18 protein-coding genes and 1 riboswitch are annotated in these 18,119 nt (G+C 58.4%); of the genes, 13 read left to right on the top strand and 5 right to left on the bottom strand.

All coding sequences use genetic code 11. The features are described 5' to 3' along the window. The first annotated feature begins 107 nt into the window (after positions 1–107). From ACP90_RS10945 to ACP90_RS10930, 4 genes are all read left to right on the top strand, one after another. On the top strand, positions 108–425 hold the full coding sequence (locus ACP90_RS10945) for a hypothetical protein (protein ID WP_062488353.1): 318 nt from the start codon (positions 108–110) through the stop codon (positions 423–425). Next, positions 422–2,293 (top strand): bifunctional diguanylate cyclase/phosphodiesterase, encoded by a 1,872-nt coding sequence (locus tag ACP90_RS10940; protein ID WP_062488352.1) that lies wholly within the window; start codon positions 422–424, stop codon positions 2,291–2,293. Before ACP90_RS10945 ends, ACP90_RS10940 begins: the two co-directional genes overlap by 4 nt. Positions 2,294–2,604: 311 nt before the next feature. Further along, the gene (locus ACP90_RS10935) at positions 2,605–4,830 is read left to right on the top strand and encodes an NADP-dependent isocitrate dehydrogenase (protein WP_353612765.1); all 2,226 of its coding nucleotides are present in this window, start codon (positions 2,605–2,607) and stop codon (positions 4,828–4,830) included. A 76-nt stretch (positions 4,831–4,906) separates the two neighbouring features. Next, on the top strand, positions 4,907–5,593 hold the full coding sequence (locus ACP90_RS10930; RefSeq protein WP_062488350.1) for a hypothetical protein: 687 nt from the start codon (positions 4,907–4,909) through the stop codon (positions 5,591–5,593). 186 nt (positions 5,594–5,779) lie between these two features. On the opposite strand, the gene ACP90_RS10925 is transcribed toward ACP90_RS10930, so the two are convergent. Beyond that, positions 5,780–6,601, bottom strand: a complete 822-nt coding sequence (locus tag ACP90_RS10925) for an alpha/beta hydrolase (RefSeq protein WP_082809912.1) — start codon at positions 6,599–6,601, stop codon at positions 5,780–5,782. Positions 6,602–6,849: 248 nt separating this feature from the next. On the opposite strand from ACP90_RS10925, the gene ACP90_RS10920 reads away from it, so the two are divergent. After that, entirely contained in the window at positions 6,850–7,350 is a 501-nt protein-coding gene (locus ACP90_RS10920; protein ID WP_062488348.1) for a MarR family transcriptional regulator, read from the top strand. Continuing rightward, positions 7,347–8,063, top strand: coding sequence for an HAD family hydrolase (locus tag ACP90_RS10915; RefSeq protein ID WP_062488347.1), 717 nt, complete (start codon positions 7,347–7,349; stop codon positions 8,061–8,063). Before ACP90_RS10920 ends, ACP90_RS10915 begins: the two co-directional genes overlap by 4 nt. A gap of 6 nt (positions 8,064–8,069) precedes the next feature. Here the strand turns inward: ACP90_RS10915 and ACP90_RS10910 are convergent, their stop codons facing one another. Beyond that, on the bottom strand, positions 8,070–9,017 hold the full coding sequence (locus ACP90_RS10910; protein WP_062488346.1) for an AraC family transcriptional regulator: 948 nt from the start codon (positions 9,015–9,017) through the stop codon (positions 8,070–8,072). Positions 9,018–9,200: 183 nt separating this feature from the next. Here ACP90_RS10910 and ACP90_RS10905 point away from each other — a divergent pair, with 183 nt between their 5' ends. Together ACP90_RS10905 and ACP90_RS10900 are read left to right on the top strand one after the other, a co-directional pair. Then, positions 9,201–9,572: a hypothetical protein gene (locus tag ACP90_RS10905; RefSeq protein WP_062488345.1), complete on the top strand. Its 372-nt coding sequence runs from the start codon at positions 9,201–9,203 to the stop codon at positions 9,570–9,572. A gap of 182 nt (positions 9,573–9,754) precedes the next feature. After that, positions 9,755–10,240, top strand: coding sequence for a YHS domain-containing (seleno)protein (locus ACP90_RS10900; RefSeq protein WP_023000823.1), 486 nt, complete (start codon positions 9,755–9,757; stop codon positions 10,238–10,240). Positions 10,241–10,330: 90 nt separating this feature from the next. On the opposite strand, the gene ACP90_RS10895 is transcribed toward ACP90_RS10900, so the two are convergent. Then, positions 10,331–11,008: an energy-coupling factor ABC transporter permease gene (locus ACP90_RS10895; RefSeq protein WP_023000822.1), complete on the bottom strand. Its 678-nt coding sequence runs from the start codon at positions 11,006–11,008 to the stop codon at positions 10,331–10,333. A 53-nt stretch (positions 11,009–11,061) separates the two neighbouring features. Next, positions 11,062–11,273, bottom strand: a riboswitch (cobalamin riboswitch). A gap of 324 nt (positions 11,274–11,597) precedes the next feature. Here ACP90_RS10895 and ACP90_RS10890 point away from each other — a divergent pair. After that, positions 11,598–11,831, top strand: a complete 234-nt coding sequence (locus ACP90_RS10890) for a hypothetical protein (RefSeq protein WP_023000821.1) — start codon at positions 11,598–11,600, stop codon at positions 11,829–11,831. Between the two features lie 50 nt (positions 11,832–11,881). Then, positions 11,882–12,406, top strand: a complete 525-nt coding sequence (gene aroQ, locus ACP90_RS10885; protein WP_062488344.1) for a gamma subclass chorismate mutase AroQ — start codon at positions 11,882–11,884, stop codon at positions 12,404–12,406. 35 nt (positions 12,407–12,441) lie between these two features. Here the strand turns inward: aroQ and ACP90_RS10880 are convergent, their stop codons facing one another. Then, positions 12,442–14,544: an EAL domain-containing protein gene (locus ACP90_RS10880; RefSeq protein WP_145915753.1), complete on the bottom strand. Its 2,103-nt coding sequence runs from the start codon at positions 14,542–14,544 to the stop codon at positions 12,442–12,444. Between the two features lie 491 nt (positions 14,545–15,035). Here ACP90_RS10880 and ACP90_RS28420 point away from each other — a divergent pair, with 491 nt between their 5' ends. Both ACP90_RS28420 and ACP90_RS10875 read left to right on the top strand, forming a co-directional pair. Next, complete coding sequence (locus tag ACP90_RS28420; RefSeq protein WP_158514175.1) at positions 15,036–15,191, top strand: hypothetical protein; 156 nt, start codon at positions 15,036–15,038, stop codon at positions 15,189–15,191. A gap of 94 nt (positions 15,192–15,285) precedes the next feature. Further along, positions 15,286–16,086, top strand: a complete 801-nt coding sequence (locus tag ACP90_RS10875; RefSeq protein WP_062488342.1) for a class I SAM-dependent methyltransferase — start codon at positions 15,286–15,288, stop codon at positions 16,084–16,086. Positions 16,087–16,095: 9 nt separating this feature from the next. On the opposite strand, the gene ACP90_RS10870 is transcribed toward ACP90_RS10875, so the two are convergent. Beyond that, the gene (locus tag ACP90_RS10870; protein WP_062488341.1) at positions 16,096–17,517 is read right to left on the bottom strand and encodes an MFS transporter; all 1,422 of its coding nucleotides are present in this window, start codon (positions 17,515–17,517) and stop codon (positions 16,096–16,098) included. Between the two features lie 131 nt (positions 17,518–17,648). On the opposite strand from ACP90_RS10870, the gene ACP90_RS10865 reads away from it, so the two are divergent. Beyond that, on the top strand, positions 17,649–18,089 hold the full coding sequence (locus ACP90_RS10865; protein ID WP_062488340.1) for an Rrf2 family transcriptional regulator: 441 nt from the start codon (positions 17,649–17,651) through the stop codon (positions 18,087–18,089). Positions 18,090–18,119 lie beyond the last annotated feature (30 nt).

Here is an 18,119-nt window from a genome sequence, read left to right as displayed (position 1 = left end):
ACACACCCTCAATAAGTGCATGGGATACTGCTTTTCACGCTTCAATTAAGGTGTATTTCGTGCAGAAATCAGCAATCCTCTTCCGGACTTATTGTCCAGCGGTTTCAATGCTTTGCGTTGCCGTGCTGTTCAGTGCGGGGCTGCTTGTGACCAAGAACGCCGGTGCGGTGGGACTGCAGGCAGTGGCTGTATTTCCGCCCTGGTTTTCTGAACGACAAAGCTTCACTTCGGTAGCGCTCACCGGAGCTCCCATCGCAGCACCCGGACCTTTCGACTGGATGGTGGTTGCAATTCCGCAATCCGCGCAACAGTCGCAAAGTCTGAAATCTTCCAACGCACTCTTTCTGCTCAATGCCGAATTTGCCCGGTTGTGCGGTATCGACCAGCACAGCCCCAGACTATCGGAGGCACAACCGGTCGAATGAAACCTTCGTTTCTGAATAATTTCTGGGTCGATGTTTCGGCACTGAACGTGCAGCGGCTTCGCCAGGCTGTGAGCTGGATACTCGTCTGGTACTTCTGGCTGGCTGCAGCAATAGCCGTTATCGCATCTTATCTTACCGGCGGCTCAGTGCTTTTTGTTGCCCTTCCTCTGGCCCTGATCGGTGCCGTCACGACGGCAACTGTCATGGCCGACGCGTCGGCCTTGCGCACGCGGCTGATCGTGACCGTCGCGATCAATTCCACATGGATGTTCGGGCTCTACGTCGCCTCCGACATCCACAATGGCGAGTATATGCTTGAAGTGCATATGCTCTATTTCATCAATACGTCGATCATCATTGCCTATGTCTGCTGGCGATCGGTGCTGATGACAACTGTTGCCGCCCTTGTCCATCATTCGGTGCTGACGCTCCTCCACCCGGAACTTGTCTGGCCTTCCTCCAGTTATTCCTGGTGGCATCTGATGAACCACTACATCCTGGGAACGATCAATTGCCTGGGGGGCATCTATATTGCCGCTTCACTCAAGAGATTTCTCGACCACATGGAAAGCGCAAAGCTTGAAGCGCACCATCGCTCTATCCACGACGATCTGACCGGCCTGCTGAACCGCCGCGGACTTCGCCACGCCATCGGAAAGTTGCACCAGGACGACGGCACCCTGCCCGACATGACCCTGTTCCAGATCGACCTGGACGGTTTCAAGAACATCAACGACACAGTCGGCCATGCAGCCGGCGACAAGCTGCTTGTGCTGGTGGGGGAAAGACTGAATGCGATTGCTCCCGTCAACTCTATCATCGCTCGTATTGGCGGCGATGAATTCGTGGTGGCGTCTCCTGCGATCGGCGCAGACCAGCAAAGCGATTTTCTTGAGGGACTGAAAAGCTGGATGCAACGCCCCCATGTCGTCTCGAAAACCAAGCTTCGCGTGGGCGCCTCGGTTGGCGTAACCCATTCCAGCATAAGCGGCGGCAAGCTCGACAGCATGATGGTCGACGCGGACATAGCGCTTTACGAGGCCAAGAAGGCCGGGAAGAACAGGGCCGTGATGTTCAATCCGGGCCTGAAGAAAGATGCGCAGCATCTGATGAAAACCGCCGAAGCGGTCCTCTACGGGTTGGAGAACGACGAGTTCGAGCCTTATTTCCAGACCCAGCATGACACCCGGACAGGTGCTGTTGTCGGGATTGAAGTGCTCGCCCGCTGGAACCATCCCAAGCAGGGCATTCTGGGTCCCGCAGCTTTCCTGGACGCGGTTCAGGAAGCGGGCAAGGCGGCTGCCTTCGACAGCCACATCATGTCGAAAGCAATCGATCTTATCCTGGCCCAGGAACGCACGGGGGTCGTTTTTCCGAAGGTGAGCTTCAACGTCAGCTACCAGAGGCTGGCCGAACCCGGACTTGCCGAATACATCCAGAACCTGCCGAAGGTCCGTGCCGAAATCGCATTCGAGCTGGTCGAGTCGGTCTTCTTCGATACGCTGTCGGACGATGAAGTCGAAACCGTCAACGCCCTGCGCAAGCTCGGCATTCGAATAGAAATCGACGATTTCGGCACCGGCCACGCATCGATTATCGCGCTGACAAAGCTCAAACCCGATCTTCTGAAGATCGACCGGGCCCTGATTTCTCCACTGTCCAGCAATCCGGAGCAGTTCAAGCTGATCAAGACAATCGTCGACATGGCACACGGGCTCGGCATCGAAGCCCTTGCCGAAGGGGTCGAAACGGAAGACACGATCAACAAGCTGCGCATGCTCGGTGTAAACTACGTTCAAGGATATGCCTTCAGCAAACCAATGAACATTGTCGACCTGCAAGGCTTCCTCGTTCGCAAGTCAGCCTGACGCGGGCGGTCCTTTCCTTCAGCTAACGGATATTCCGATCCAGATCGGAAAGCTTCGGCAGATCGTCCATAACTGCCGGCCAACCTCCGCCGGAACGCCGGTCTGCCCGGTTCAAATCAGGCCATGGCCGATGCCGCTCCCTCCACTCCTGATTGCCTTTTCCAGCGGCTTTGCTAGAACACCTGCGGACTTCACACCCTTCGCCTTCCGGAGGGCTTTCAATTGATTGCGTACAATTGTATACGCATGTCGAAATTCATCGGGAGCGGTCCCGCACCACTCCTTTGACCAATGTTCGAACGCTAGGAAATGTGACTGTCATGGCCGACATTATCTACACCAAGGTCGACGAAGCACCGGAACTGGCCAGCGCCTCGTTCCTGCCGATCATCCGCTCCTTCACCAAGGCAGCCGGTTTGACCGTCGGTACCAAGGATATCTCCCTCGCAGGCCGTATCCTGGCGAACTTCCCCGAGTATCTGACGGACGCACAGAAGCAGTCCGACGATCTTGCGGTCCTCGGCGAAATGGTCAAGCAGCCGGACGCCAATGTCATCAAGCTGCCGAACATCTCGGCATCGCAGCCCCAGCTCAACGCCGCCATCAAGGAACTCCAGGCCCAGGGTTACAAGCTGCCTGAGTATCCGTCCGAGCCGAAGACGGACGAGGAAAAGACCGTCAAGGCCAAGTATGACGCGATCAAGGGTTCTGCCGTGAACCCGGTGCTGCGCGAAGGCAACTCCGACCGCCGCGCACCGAAAGCGGTCAAGGAATACGCCAAGAAGAACCCGCACCGCATGGGTGAATGGCTGCCCTCTTCCAAGACCCACGTCGCCACCATGGGTGAAAACGACTTCTTCTCCAACGAAAAGTCGGTGACCGTTTCTGCCGGATCCGCAGGCAAGGCGAAGATCGAATTCGTCGGCAAGGACGGAACTGCAACGGTTCTCAAGGGCGACTTTGCCCTGGACGAAGGCGACGTCGTCGACGGCACCTACATGAGCGCCAAGGCGCTGTTCGCGTTCCTGGAAAAGGAAATCCAGGATGCCAAGGACATGGGTATCCTGTTCTCGCTGCACATGAAGGCAACCATGATGAAGGTCTCCGACCCGATCATCTTCGGTTACTGTGTGCGGGCGTTCCTGAAGGACGTCTTCGACAAGCACGCCGCAACCTTTGCCGAGCTCGGCGTCAATCCGGACCTCGGCATCGGTGATCTGGAAGCCAAGGTCGCCACGCTGCCGGCCGACAAGGCCGCCGAGATCAATTCCGACATCAAGGCCGCTCTCGACAACGGCCCGGCCATGTACATGGTGAACTCCGACAAGGGCATCACCAACCTGCATGTCTCTTCCGACGTCATCATCGACGCCTCCATGCCGGCCCTGATCCGCGCAGGCGGCAAGGGGTGGGGCCCGGACGGCAAGGAAGGCGACGCCAAGTGCGTGATCCCGGACAGCTCCTATGCCGGCGTCTACTCCGCCGTGATCGACTTCTGCCGTGAAAACGGCGCGCTCGATCCGGCAAAGATGGGCACCGTGCCGAACGTCGGACTGATGGCCCAGAAGGCAGAGGAATACGGCTCGCATCCGCAGACCTTCAAGGCTCCGGCTGACGGCACCATCCGCATCGTCGATGCTGCCGGCAACACCCTGATCGAACATGCCGTCGAAGAAGGCGACATCTGGCGCGCATGCCGCACCAAGGACGCCCCGATCCGCGACTGGGTCAAGCTCGGCGTCACCCGCGCTCGCCTGTCCGGCATGCCGGGCGTCTTCTGGCTGGACAAGACCCGCGCTCATGATGCGGAACTGATCAAGAAGGTGGAAGCCTATCTGCCGGAACACGACACTTCCGGTCTCGACCTGCAGATCATGGCTCCGTCCGATGCGGCGAAATATTCCACCGAGCGTATCGCCCGCGGCGAAGACACGATCTCCATCACCGGCAACGTGCTGCGTGACTACCTGACCGACCTATACCCGATCCTGGAAGTCGGCACCTCGGCAAAGATGCTGTCCATCGTTCCGCTGATGAACGGTGGCGGTCTTTTCGAAACCGGCGCAGGCGGCTCCGCTCCCAAGCACGTTCAGCAGCTGATGGAAGAGAACTACCTGCGCTGGGACAGCCTGGGCGAGTTCTGTGCCCTCGGTGCATCGCTGGAACACCTGGCCAACGTCAAGGACAACGACAAGGCACAGGTTCTGGCGGACGCGCTTGACAAGGCCGTCGAGAAACTGCTCGACAACGACAAGTCTCCGTCCCGCAAGGTCGGTGGCCTGGACAACCGCGGCAGCCACTTCTACGTCGCGCTTTACTGGGCACAAGCACTGGCCGCACAGGACAAGGACGCCGAGTTGAAGGCGCATTTCGCACCGATCGCCGAAGCGCTCTCTGCCAAGGAAGATGCGATTGTTGCCGAGCTCAACGGCGTTCAGGGTTCACCCGCCGACACCGGTGGCTACTACCATGCCCCGCAGGAAAAGGTGAACGCCGTCATGCGTCCGAGCGCAACGCTCAACGCCATTATCGGTTGATTTGCAAATACACCCTTGGGTAGAAGTAGGGCGGCTCCGGCCGCCCTCTTTTTTTGCGCCAGGGAGCTTATTTCAAATGGTCCTTCAAAACGAGAACCATCAGCCGGTTGTCCGGAATGGAGCCGGGGAAGAGTTCGCGCTCTTCTCGGCAACAAACGACCCACAATCCGCCAAATGGTGGCCGGACACGAGCTTTCTGGTGCATGCGCTCAGCGATGGCGATTTTTCGACCCTGCGCGGTGCCATACAGCTCATGGACGATGAGCACGAACCAGTCTTTCTGACCGGGCCCGGCAGCGTCACGAACGAACTTTATGCCCGTCTGGAACACCTCGGCTACATGAGGACCACGGAAAAGCCCCTGCCCGAAGAGATGCAGGGGCACCTGATCGAGCGCGGGCTGACCGACTACGGCAAGGAACATATCGCCGACTTTGTAATCGCCCAGCGCATCCAGATGGAAGAGCTGGATGGCAACAGGGAAACGCTGGAAGACTTCTGCACGAAATTCGACAATCTGCGGGAGCATCACACGGGTTTCCCGCTCGAGGCGCTGCACACGTTCCGGATGTTCTTTTCCGATCCACGCTACGATTTCGATCTGGACCAGTCTTCGAACTATCTTTTCCGCCTCTACAAGATGTTCGGCATTGTGGAGATCTCCGACGAAGGTGTCGCACGCGCGAGCCGTTTCGGCTCCATGAATGTGCCGTTTCTCTTCGATCTGCTTCTGAACGAGCGTGGGGCAACAGTCAGACACTAGCCCCGAAAAGCGTTATTGCCTGGGTGCAGGAGATCCCCGGGGCTTATGACGATCGGTTGCCTTAGTTGACCTTCCCGAGCCGCAGATCCGGGTCCGGTTATTTGTTGCGCTTCGTGCGGGGAGACGATTTGAGGCTGGCAACGAAAAAGGGCGGCTCACCGAGCCGCCCGTTTTTACCGACACCGCTTATCCGCGAATGAATGCCAGAACGTCGTTGTTGAACTCCTCGGCCTGCAATTGTGCAAGACCGTGGCCACCGCCAGAATAGATCTTCAAGGTGGCATCGTCGACGATTTCCGCCGCCCGGTGGGCAGAAGCCTTGATGGGCACGATCTGGTCGTCGTCGCCATGCACGATCAGCGTCGGCACCTTGATGGCCTTCAGGTCACCGGTGTAATCGACTTCCGAGAACTCGCGGATACAGTCGTACTGACCCTTGATGCCGCCGGCCATGCCCTGCAGCCAGAAGCTTTCCTGCAGACCCTCGTTGGTGTCGACCCCATCGCGGTTGAAACCATAGAATGGCACCGTCAGGTCCCTGAAGAACTGCGACCGGTTGTAGGCGGTCCCCTGGCGAATACCGTCGAACACGTCCATCGGCGTGCCGTCCGGATTGTCTGCCGTTTTCAGCATCAGCGGCGGCACAGCACCGACGAGAACGACTTTGGCGACCCGGTCATTGCCATGCCGGCCGACATAATGGGCAACCTCGCCACCACCGGTGGAATGACCGATCAGGATCACGTTCTTCAAATCCAGATGCTCGATCAGTTCGGCCAGATCGTCCGCGTAGCGGTCCATGTTGTTGCCGTCCCAGGGCTGGCTGGAGCGGCCGTGGCCGCGGCGGTCATGGGCAATCACCCGAAAACCGTTCTGGCCGAAAAACAGCATTTGCGCGTCCCAGGCATCAGCCGACAGCGGCCAGCCGTGGGAGAAGACGATCGGCTGACCCTGCCCCCAGTCCTTGTAGAAAAGCTCTGCGCCATCGGATGTCGTGAAAGTCGTCATTTTCAGATTCTCCTGTTCAAGCAGTTGTTTTGCGGCACCGAACCTCGGCGCCATCACCAGACCGAGCCCAAGGACACCGCCGCCAATCAGCGCCTGGCGACGGTTGACCTGCGGCCCAACGATCTTGTTTCCCATCGGATGATCTCCATTTAACTCGTGCACGATTTAATCGTGTGCGATGTATATGTATCGGCAAGTTCGCTCTGTCAACGCTTGCCAAGAAAAAAAATGCTGCTTAGGAACGTTTCATGTCAGAACGCACTGAAAACAAAGGCGCCTCGAAGCCCTTGAAGAACGCCGGCCCGGACGCCTTGGGCGGAGATCTCGACGATTTTCTCTGTTTTGCCGTCTATGAGGCCAATCTGGCCTTCAATCACCTTTACCGGTCTTTGCTGGAAGAGCTCGGCCTCACCTATCCGCAGTATCTGGTGATGACCCTGCTTTGGCGCAGAAACGAGAGAACGGTCAAGGATATCGGCGACGCGCTCAGCCTGGAATACAACACGCTGACACCGATGATTAAGCGCCTGGAAGCAATGGAGCTTGTCTCCCGCGTCCGCGATCTGGAAGACCAGCGCGTCGTCAATGTCTGCCTGACAGCCAAGGGTAACGCGCTTCGGGAAAAGGCGGCTGCCGTGCCGCAATGTGTTGCCGAGGCATCCGGTCTTTCGGAACAGGCTTTCGAGGATTTGAAATCCGCCCTCGACACATTGCGGTCCAACCTGAAATCCACGGGAGACCGGACTTGAACAACCTCACAGGCAACATCACCGCCATCCTGTTTGACAAGGACGGCACCCTGCTGGATTTCGACGCGACATGGGCACCGGCCTATCGCGAAACCTCGCTCCATGCAGCCAGAGGCGACCGCGCCCTGGCCGACAGGCTCCTGGAACAGACCGGCATGGATCTGGTGACCGGAAAGTCCGCGGCCGGGTCTCTGCTTGCAGCCGGCAACTCTGCGGAAATCGCGGCTGCCTGGATTGCCTGCGGTGCTGATTTTCAGGAAGGCCCGCTGACCGCAGACCTCGACCGGGTGTTCATCGGCTGCATGCATGATGCTGCGCCCCTTACTGGCATTCCGGAAGCTGTCGAGACCTTGAGCGGAGCCGGGTTCACTTTGGGTGTTGCCAGCAGCGACAGCGAAGCGGCCATAAGGGCCTTTCTCGCCGGCACCGGGCTTGCGCCCCGTTTTGCCTTCGTCACGGGTTACGACACGGGTTTTGGCCCGAAGCCGGAACCGGGCATGGTTCGCGGCTTTGCCGAGGCAACAGGTCTTGCGGTGGACCGGATCGCCGTTGTCGGTGACAACACGCATGATCTGGAAATGGCCCGTTCGGCGGGCGCCGGACTTTGTATCGGTGTCCTGACGGGCACAAGCGCGCGCCACGACCTGGAAACCCTGGCGGATGCCGTTCTGGAGAGCGTTGCCGATCTGCCGGCCTATCTGGCCGCCAACTGATTCACATCAGGCCAGCACCGCCGCGCCTTGCCGTCGCACCTGTCCGGGCGTCTGGTTGAATTGACGCTTGAAGGCCCGGTTGAAGGCGGCTTCCGAGCTGTAGCCGATATTTTCGGCAATATCGATCAGGGGCAGATCCGTCTCCCGAATGTCGCGCCGTGCCCGTTCCATGCGCCAGTGGGTGACATAGGCCAGCGGCGTCATGCCGACGAGGTTCGTAAACCTGTCTGCAAAAACCGTCCGGGACATGCCGGCTTCCCGGGCAAGGCTCTCCACCGTCCAGGGCTTTTCCGGCGCCAGATGGATCTTGGACATGCTGCGCCCAAGCTTCGGGTTGAGCACCGCCGCCAGGCATCCGGCCCTGTCCCCCTCCCTGTCGACGAACGTTCGCACCACCTGGATGAAGATGATCTCCGTCAACCGGTGGATGATCGCCTCGGACCCCGGCTGCCCGGCGCGCACCTCGCTGGCAACAAAACGCATCACTGCTTCCAGCCAGAAGGCGTTCATCGTCTGTGTGTTGGGCAGATGAATGACCGATGGCAAGGCATCGAGCAGCGGATGGACCGAGCCTTCCTCGAATTCGAAATGGCCACAGAACAGTTTGCAGGCCAGTTCCTCGTCCGGACCGCCGTAATAGAGCGCACCTTCCCCCGTATAACCGGATTGCCGCACGACCTCGTCCACTTCGGCGGCGGGACGGCCCGGTTCATCGCTCAGGATATGAGCGGCCCCGTGCGGAATGACGGCCAGGTCACCGGTCGCAAGGCGGATCGGCTTGTCAACACCGTCCACCGCGAGCCAGCAGCCACCACGCATTGCCATGTGAAACCGCGCGACATTGCCGAAAGCCGGCACCCGCACGGCCCAGGGCGGCGAAAAACAGGTATGGAAATAGACGGATCCCCGTAGCTTCAAGGCATCCAGGATCTGGGTCAGGGCGTCATGTTTCATGAAAGGCCGGTTCCGGTTGAAGTCTCATTCCCGCATTTTTGCCTCAACACCGCAAAGCGCAAGGCTCCCGGACGATCGGTCAATTTTCAGGGACTTTCGTGCATGGATAGAACCGAAGTCGACCAACATCTTTGGGCTCGTGGGCAATCCGCCCGCAGGAAACCAACCTGGAGCACCTGAAAGATGTCTGTTCGCTTCGTCACCAAGACCATGCACGCCTATCTCGATTATCCCGTCGCGATCGGCCTTATTGCCCTGCCCGTCTTCCTTGATCTCGGCCAATCCAACCCGATCGCCTTCTGGCTATCCTTCCTGACAGGCTTTGCGGCCCTGGCCCTGACGATCCTGACGGATCACCAGACCGGCATCATCCGCATTCTGCCCTATTCGGTTCATTTGGCGGTCGATTTTGCCGTCGGCATCGTGTTCCTGGCAGCTCCCTTCGCACTCGGCTTCACCGGCCTCGACTTCGCCTATTACCTGATCAACGCCATTGCCGTTCTGACAGTGGTCAGCCTTGCCAAACCGCAGGAAACGGTTGCTCAGGCCGCTTGACAGCCCCCGTCAACGCACAATGACACCGGCCCTCACGCCGGTGTCTTTTTTTGAGCTGCAATCCGGACGATCTGCAAATCCTCGGGAACTTGCGAACATGGAGACGCCTGAGCTTCGGACGCAAGGTAGAGACACCGGAGCAAATCCGGTCTTCAACCTTCAAACCCTTTCAGGAGTAGAACATGTCCTTGATGAAATCCGCCATTGCCGCCACGCTGCTGTCTCTTGCCGCTCTCTCTGCCCCGGCAATGGCCGCGGACGAATACAACACCTCCAGTGGCCTGACGGCCGCCGGCAGCCCGCTCGGTCTTCATGGTGTCGATCCCGTGGCCTTTGTCAGCCTGGGCAACCGGATTGACGGAACCGCGCAATATACGGCCGTCCACGACGGTGTTGCCTATTACTTCGCATCCCAGGAAGCCATGGATGCCTTCACCGCGCATCCGGATCAGTACCTGCCGCAAAACGGCGGCTTCTGCACCTTCGGTGTTTCAGTCGGCAAGAAGTTCGACGGCGATCCGCAGTTCGCGGCTGTTGTAGACGGCAAGCTTTATCTGTTCCTGAACGAGGCCATCTTCCGCGAGTTCCAGAAAGACCAGTCCGGCACGATCGCCAAGGCGGAAGCCAACTGGAAGAAGATCCGCTCCACCGAGGCAACGAAGCTCTGATTGTTCGTTGTCAAGGCGTCGGAACGACAAACAATAAGGGCGGCCCCAGGGCCGCCCTTCGTGACTTGATTTCGGCAAAAGCCCGAAGACTTAAGCCGCGTTGTGCAGCCGATTTTCGAAAGCAAGGTTCCGGGTCAGCGGTGCCAGTGTCTTGGCAGCGGCCAGAACAGCCAGATCAGCCAGCGGCTCGCCCAGGATCACCAGCATGTAGGCAAAGCCGAAGGAACCGACGGAAGCCATGTTCTCGGCACCGAAGCCCTGGCCGTAGAATGCCCAGAAAGCAACCCAGCCAACGATACCGGCCTGGAACGTGGTGGAAAGAGCCAGTGCCTGAACGTAGGAAACGTCAACATAGGCGGTCTTTTCCGGAATGATGCGGTTTGCCAGCATGCTGACAGCCCACAGCGGCACGAGCAGCGTGGTGACGTTGATGCCGTACTGCGGCAGGTCGAAAGGAGCAACCAGCGTCCCCTGGAGCAGAAGGCCTGCAGCAAGGCCGATTGCTGCCGGACCAGCGCCGAACATCAGGAACAGGGTGGAGCCCAGGATAAAGTGCACTTCGGAAACACCGACCGGGTAATGCGGCAGGATTTCGAAGAAGCAGAATACGGCAACCGTTGTGATGACGGAGCGGACGGCAAGGCTGAGAACGCCGCTTTTGCGGATCGTGTCGAGAGCCATTTTGCCCAGAAGGCCGAAGGAAGCAGCCGCGGTACCGTAGCTGAGTACGATTTTGGCACCGTCGACGATGCCCGGTTCGATATGCATGTCATTTCTCCTTTGCGCACCCTCCGTGCGCGAGCAGATGGTGTGAACCGGCCCCGATGGGACCGCTGGATGGCAGGTTTCCTGGCTCGCGAGTCTCTGCGCTGCCCGCCTTCCCGGATCGCTCCAGTGGCTTGAAGGGCTTTGCTCGTCGCATACAGTTGCGGGGGCAGCCACGGTATTGGTCCCTGTTGGGTACGCCTCACCGTGTTCCCATTTCATCCGCCCTTACGCTTGTTCGGGCGAAACCATCGCATCGTCTAGATTTGCAAGGATTGGCGATATTCTGCAAGCGAATTTTCGCCATATTCGGTCTGAATACGACATTGCACCGAAATTTTGCCGCCTGAAGATCCCCTTCCAAATCAACCGGATCAGCATCACCTACAAGCTTCAGATCTCAAAAAACTTCTTCAGGAAATTGCGTCAGCCACCTGAAAAATCTGACCTTTGAAGCATCCAATCAAAGATGAAAATCAAAACCTTTGTTTATTAAACTTTTCTGTATTTAGGGTAATTGTGATTTTTACTTGCAGAAACCCTAACGAAAGATAACTTCACTCGCATACAAAGCACATCATGAGAGTTTGCAATGCCCTTTACCAAATTGGGAACGCTTATCGCTGGTGTCGTCTTTTTCCTTGGCTGCATTCAGCTGGCACTTCTTGCCGGCGTAACTCTTGGTGCAGTCACTGAACCAAGACCGGGTTTTTTCCTTGGCAATTTGACACGCGAACAGGCGCTGGACAGCGGACTATTGAAGATCATGGCCGCCGTGGCATTCGGCGTGATCACCGAGATCAGCCGCTCGGTTGAAAAGAAGTAGACCACAACCAAAGACTTGCCGCAGGCGGTGACCTGTGAAAGTCTTCGGCCATGTTGAAATCGATTCCCCTGACCGCTCTCGCGGTATCTCTCCTTGCTGCCACCGTCACTCCTGGCTGGGCGGCACCTGACAAGCTGTTCGGCGCCATCAACGAACGTCTGTCGTTCATGCAGTCGGTTGCAGCCTGGAAAGCGGATAACGACAAACCTGTCGAGGATCTGCCGAGGGAAAAGGTGGTGCTGGATGCTGCCCGCGAAAAGGCAGTCGAAAACGGCCTGTCGGCTGACAATGTCACCTTGTTTTTCCAGGCGCAGATAGATGCGGCCAAGGACATTCAAACCTGCTGGATCGAACGCTGGGAGAGCGGCGAAGCTCGTCCGCAGAACGTACCCGACCTGATCAAGGATGTCCGTCCGGAGCTGTTGCGCCTCGGCAACGAGATCCTGACGCTACTCGCAGAAAGCCCCGTCGAGGCCTCTGACCAGCAGGCCTTCACGGAGGCGCTGACCGTGGAATGCCTGTCCGACGGATCAAAGAGCGCTCTGTTTGAAGGTCTGGTCGACGTACACGACTAGACACATACGGCCATCAGGACATCCCTCATCGGAGTTCAGGAGGCTGCCTGCCTCCAGGGCTCGGCCACAGTCGCCACTTCTTCTCGCTTCATGACCATTCGCGAGAACTCGCTAAACGGCACCGCCGGGCTCCACAAGTAGCCCTGGCCGAGCGTCCCGCCCCACAGATTGATGTAATCCATCTGCAACTGGGTCTCGACCCCTTCGGAAACTGTGTTGAGATTGAGCTGCCTCGCCAGCATCAGGATCAGCTCGACGATGGTCCGTCGATCCTCACAATTGGCAATGTCCATGATGAAGGACCGGTCGATCTTCAGCGTGTCGAACGGCATGCTCGCGAGACTGTGCAGCGAGGAATAGCCTGTGCCGAAGTCGTCGATTGCAAATTTGACCCCTTCTTTCTTGATCGGAAGGATCTGATCGAGAAGGTTCTGCGAATAGTCGACAAGGCTCGATTCCGTCACTTCCAGTTCCAACTTCTCCGTCGAGAACCCGCTCTCGCCAATGATCCCGAGCATTCTGCCGGTAAATCCCTTCGCCTGCAGCTGCGCCGGCGCAACGTTCACGGCGACAGATACATCGACGTTCTGCCGGTGCAGGGATTTCATGTCGGAGAGCGCGGATGCCAGCACGAATTCTCCGATCGGAACGATCAGACCGCATTCTTCTGCCACGGGAATGAACTTGTAGGGCGGTACGGACCCGAGTTCGGCATCGTTCCAGCGCAGCAGCGCTTCCGACCCGACAATCTTGCCGGACGAAATGTCGACCTTCGGCTGGTAGTGAACGGATAGCGTGCGGTCTCTCAGCGCGCTTTGCAGCCTGTGCCGGATCTGTTCGCGCTCGGTCATCCGTTCGCGAATGATATCGTTGTAGGCGATCGACTGACCCCTGCCGGCACCCTTTGCTTCATACATGGCCATGTTGGCGTTTCGTAGAACTTCCTCGGCCGTTGTACCGTGCTCCGGGTATCTCGCGATCCCCGCGCTGACGGTCAGCGAAAGGGAAAGCCGGCCAATTCTGTAGGCCCCGCCCAGCCGCTCGACCATCGTTCTGGACAACTTGGCAAGCGTCTGCAGATCATCGACGCCGGGTAACAGTACGACGAATTCGTCACCGGAAAACCGGGCAACGCAGGGGGGTTTTGACGTCAGTGGCTTGGCCAGCTCGTCGACCAGGACGGCCAACCGGTTGCCGACCAGCCGCAACAGCTTGTCGCCTACGGCATGTCCGTGCATGTCGTTGATCAGTTTGAAGCGGTCCAGTCCGATGTAAAGAACACTGCCAGTTTCCTTGGGGCGCAGATCGATCAGCGTCATGGCGACATTGTCCAGCTTGGCCCTGTTGGGCAAACCGGTAATGCGATCGGTGTAGGCGAGTTCCTCGATCCGCAGAATATTCTCGCGCAGCTTGACCATCATTCCGCGGAACGCGGTTTGCAGGTCACCCACCTCGCCTGGTGCATCAGTTTCCAGATTGCAGTCGAGGTAACCGGCTGCAGCCTCATTGGCTGCCTGCGTCACGCGGCTGACACCTGCCGTTGCCCGGTACATCAGGGCAGCAATCACCGGAACGAAGGCAAGTAGAAGAACCGCCAGGATCAACACCACCTGAACAATCTTTTCCCTCAGAACGCCCGCAAGCTCGTGCTTCGAAATGCGCACCAGCACGGACCCTACCACTTCCCCGCTGCGGGAAACCGGCAGGATGTATTCGATCATATCGGCGGTTTCCGAATACTGAGCCTTGCCCGACTGCGCGACATTCAGGGCGCCTTCGTTGAACTGCACGGCACTCGAGGGTTCTGCGGAGGTAAAATCGCTGGCGAACTCCTGACCGAAGCGGCTATAGGCCTTGGCTGCGATAATGTATTTGTCACCCGCAATCGCATTCAACAGCCGCTCGACTTCACCATAGTTCTTGTTGGCGATTTCGCGCGCCGCGATATTGGTGACAAACAGCGCCTTGTCGTGAGCAGTCCGAGCAAGGCGTTCCTCGATCTTGTCCGTCTGGGTCAGATAATCGATGCCGATCAGAACCAGCGAAAAAGCCAGCAATCCGAACACGCCATAAAGCGTTGCCCGCACAAAGACGCGCTTGAACAGCGCGTTTCCTCTTGATCGAACGGTTTCGAGCACGAAACAAGCCCTTTCGGTCCATTGCGTTGCCCGGGTCGAAGTGCGACCCGATACCAGCAGTGTTTCGGCACCGGCCTCAACAAATTCTGAACCTGAAAGAGGAAACACGGCCCTATTCTGGAACTATTGAACCTACGAGCATCTATTTCTTTCACACCGGCCAAATTGCTCGTCAAATTTTCCTAGGCACTACTGAATTCACGAGAAACCTTGTGCGCGTAGAATTACCAAGCCGGACCGGCATCTACGGAAGATTTGAATCGATCACACTCTCAACTTGGCCCGATTTCTGTACCGAAAGGTGCGATTTTCAACCAACACCCCAAATCGACGCGCGTCTGAGTAGCTTCCGAACATACTGTTCTCGGCGTTGTTGGTTCGTGGGCAATTTTCGTGGTTTGTTGTCGAGGAAGGGCAACTATAAATAGTTTTCACTTTACCGGGACCGGATTCGGCATATTGGCACGGGCGCAGTGCAGGCGCGGCCCTACGTGGACACCTGGATTGCAGAAGCCCAGTTGCCGCGCGGTGAACCTGGTGCGGCCTTCAATCGCCAGATCGAAGTGCGCCGGTTCGCCCGCCGGTTAGGATCTGACCTGCAGCTCTCGAATGTCCTGCCCCATCTCAGCAGTTTTCTCGCGATTTAGGTCCGGCGCTAGATAGATTGCCGTTGTCCAATTCCACTTTCAAAGGCACTATTTTCGTATCTGGAATATCAATCCTGGGCGGGAGGCCAAGGACATGTCCGGCAATGGGAAACACGATTCCTGGAGTGCAGGTCGCAGTTACGATCACTACATGGGCAGATGGAGCCGATTGATCGCAAGAGAGTTCGTGTCCTGGCTCAACGCGCCTCTTGATGCAGACTGGGCGGACATAGGGTGCGGCACCGGAGCCTTGACCGAAACCATACTCGATATGGCCAAGCCAAAATCGGTTGTCGGTTTCGATCTTTCGGAAGGCTTCGTGATGCATGCGCGGGAAGCGATCACCGACGCGAGAGCCCGCTTTGAAGTCGGGTCTGCACAGGACCTGCCGCTTCCCGACAACTCCGTTGACGTATCAACGTCCGCGCTCGCGCTCAACTTCGTTCCGGACAAGCTGCAGGCGCTGGCCGAGTTGCGTCGCATTACCCGCCCTGGCGGAACAATATCCTTCTATGTCTGGGACTACCCGGGAGGCGGCATGGGCTTCATTGACGCCTTCTGGAAAGCAGCCGCTTCAATCGACCCCGCAGCCGAAGAACTTGATGAGGCGCTTCGGTTTCCCTTTTGCACTCCGGACGGGCTCCGCCAACTTTGCACTGAAGCCCGGTTGCCGGGGGCCAGTGTTCACACCCTTGAAGTCGACACCGTGTTTCCGGGGTTTGAGGAATTCTGGCATCCGTTCACGCTCGGGGCCGGGCCTGCGCCCGGCTATTGCATGAACCTGTCACGGGAAAAACGTGATGAGCTGAAAGCAAAGCTCCAGGGTCAACTCGATACCGGCGGAGAAATCCGCTTGCCCGCACGCGCCTTTGCCGTCCGCTACCAGCAGCCGTGAACACGCAGTTCATCCAGAGCGGAATTTACACGCAAGACCAACGGCAAGCACAGCAAGCGCGAAACACGAACTCGCAGGATAGAGCAACGCTGCAGCCGCAGCATCCCGGTACAGAGCCTCACTACGACCAGCCGCCAGAACCTGGAAGAAGATCTGGCCCTGCACCGCGATACCAAGCGCCATGCCGATCTGCTGAAAGGCCTGGAGAACTCCGGACCCCGCTCCGGCATCCGGTCCGGAAACCCGCGACAACACGAGCTGGAACAATGCTGGAATCATCGTTCCGGTACCAAGTCCGACAATCAGGAATGGCAGCGCCAGCAGGCTTGCCGATAGTCCATCGGAAACAAGCAGGCGCACCGCCACCAGACCGCAGAAGACCGCCAGCATGGCAAGGCTGATCCTTGCCGCCTGATAGCGGGCTCCGAGGCGGCCTGTCATCGCGGATGCAAGGATGACACCAACCGGATGTGGCGCCAGGATGAGCCCGGCTGTCATGGGCGATAGTCCAAGGCCTGCCTGCAGGAAGAGCGCCATCATGAAGAACATGCCTGCAAGACCGGAAAAGAACAGCGCGACAAACGCGACACCCGCAACAAACACGCGGTCCCCTGTCAGAAGCACCGGCAGAAGCTGCGCCTGGCCGAGGCGAGCCTTCTGAACCTGCAACCGGTAGAACAGGACAGCCAGAACTGCGCTTAGCCCCATCAAGGCAAAACACCAGAACGGCCAGCCGAATTGCCTGCCTTCCACAAGCGGAAACACCAGCGCCAGCACTGCGAGGGCAAAAAGAAACGTTCCGGACCAGTCCGGCGTCACCCGGCTTTCGGTTTCAAGGTGCGGCAGAAAGCGAAGAGCGCCGGCCAGCGAGATCAGCCCGACAGGCAGATTGATCAGAAAGATCGGCCGCCAGCCCAACCCGAAGATATCGGCCGCCACAATTGCCCCGCCCACCAGCGGCCCCGCCACGGCCCCAAGTGCGCTGACGGAGCCGAACAGGCCGATGGCCTTGCCTTTTTCCTCTGCCGGAAAGATCACGTGAACAATGGCGAGTACCTGCGGCACCATCATCGCCGCGCAAAGCCCCTGCAGGCCGCGGGCGGTAATCAGGGTGCCTATATCGGGCGCCAGGCCGCATGCCAGGGAACTGGCGGTAAACCCGGCGACACCCCAGCGGAAGACCCGACCCCTGCCGACCACGTCTCCAAATCGGCCGAAAGGCAGCAAACCGGCGGCAAAGGCCAGCACATAGACAACCAGCACCCATTCCAACTGGGTGTCCGTGGCGCCAAGTCCTTGGCGGATGGACGGCAGCGCCAGATTGACCACCGACACATCGAGAATATTCATGAACATGGCAAGGTAGAGCGCCGCGAGCGCCGCCCAGCGATTGCGCCTCTCCCTGGTCGCACCGTCAAACAAAAGAGACATTCAGAACTCCTGGCAAGGCGTGAACTCGATTTTGTTACTTATAAAGTTACATATTCACACACGTCAATCTCATGTGTCTTGAATTGTCACGTAATCGAATCCGGCATAAGGTTTTCCAAACGGAGATTTCCATGCGAACCGACAGCCGATTGCCGCGCGTGCTTCACGTGCTCCTGCATCTGGACCAGACTGAAGACCCGGTGACGTCCGACCAGATCGGGAAGATGCTCAACACCAACCCTTCCCTGGTCCGGCGCACCATGGCGGGGCTGCGGGAAGCGGGTTTCGTCGGGGCCACCAAGGGTCATGGCGGCGGCTGGGTGCTGGCCAAGCGCCTGGACAGCATCTCGCTGGCCGAGGTCTATGCTGCCCTTGGCTCACCGCAGCTTTTTGCCGTCGGTCAATCCGCCGACGCCCCCACCTGCCTTTTGGAACAGGCGGCCAACCGGGCAACTTCAGCCGCGCTGAAGGCGGCACGCGAAACATTTCAGGAGAAGCTTGGGCAGGTCACGGTGGCCGATCTGGTACGGCCGCATGCGCAGGAAATCCGGGAGCATCAGGAAAAACTTTAGGTCCGAATTTTAGCCGCAAACCTTGGGCAA

Source organism: Labrenzia sp. CP4 (assembly GCF_001579905.1).
Taxonomy (GTDB): Bacteria; Pseudomonadota; Alphaproteobacteria; order Rhizobiales; family Stappiaceae; genus Roseibium; species Roseibium algicola.
This window is presented reverse-complemented; position numbering and strand designations above follow the sequence as displayed.

Coding starts and splice junctions, on each gene's coding strand:
- ACP90_RS10945 (WP_062488353.1), top strand. CDS start 108: ATGCTTTGCGTTGCCGTGCTGTTCAGTGCGGGGCTGCTTGTGACCAAG.
- ACP90_RS10940 (WP_062488352.1), top strand. CDS start 422: ATGAAACCTTCGTTTCTGAATAATTTCTGGGTCGATGTTTCGGCACTG.
- ACP90_RS10930 (WP_062488350.1), top strand. CDS start 4,907: ATGGTCCTTCAAAACGAGAACCATCAGCCGGTTGTCCGGAATGGAGCC.
- ACP90_RS10925 (WP_082809912.1), bottom strand. CDS start 6,601: ATGACGACTTTCACGACATCCGATGGCGCAGAGCTTTTCTACAAGGAC.
- ACP90_RS10920 (WP_062488348.1), top strand. CDS start 6,850: ATGTCAGAACGCACTGAAAACAAAGGCGCCTCGAAGCCCTTGAAGAAC.
- ACP90_RS10910 (WP_062488346.1), bottom strand. CDS start 9,017: ATGAAACATGACGCCCTGACCCAGATCCTGGATGCCTTGAAGCTACGG.
- ACP90_RS10905 (WP_062488345.1), top strand. CDS start 9,201: ATGTCTGTTCGCTTCGTCACCAAGACCATGCACGCCTATCTCGATTAT.
- ACP90_RS10900 (WP_023000823.1), top strand. CDS start 9,755: ATGTCCTTGATGAAATCCGCCATTGCCGCCACGCTGCTGTCTCTTGCC.
- ACP90_RS10895 (WP_023000822.1), bottom strand. CDS start 11,008: ATGCATATCGAACCGGGCATCGTCGACGGTGCCAAAATCGTACTCAGC.
- ACP90_RS10890 (WP_023000821.1), top strand. CDS start 11,598: ATGCCCTTTACCAAATTGGGAACGCTTATCGCTGGTGTCGTCTTTTTC.
- aroQ (WP_062488344.1), top strand. CDS start 11,882: ATGTTGAAATCGATTCCCCTGACCGCTCTCGCGGTATCTCTCCTTGCT.
- ACP90_RS10875 (WP_062488342.1), top strand. CDS start 15,286: ATGTCCGGCAATGGGAAACACGATTCCTGGAGTGCAGGTCGCAGTTAC.
- ACP90_RS10870 (WP_062488341.1), bottom strand. CDS start 17,517: ATGTCTCTTTTGTTTGACGGTGCGACCAGGGAGAGGCGCAATCGCTGG.
- ACP90_RS10865 (WP_062488340.1), top strand. CDS start 17,649: ATGCGAACCGACAGCCGATTGCCGCGCGTGCTTCACGTGCTCCTGCAT.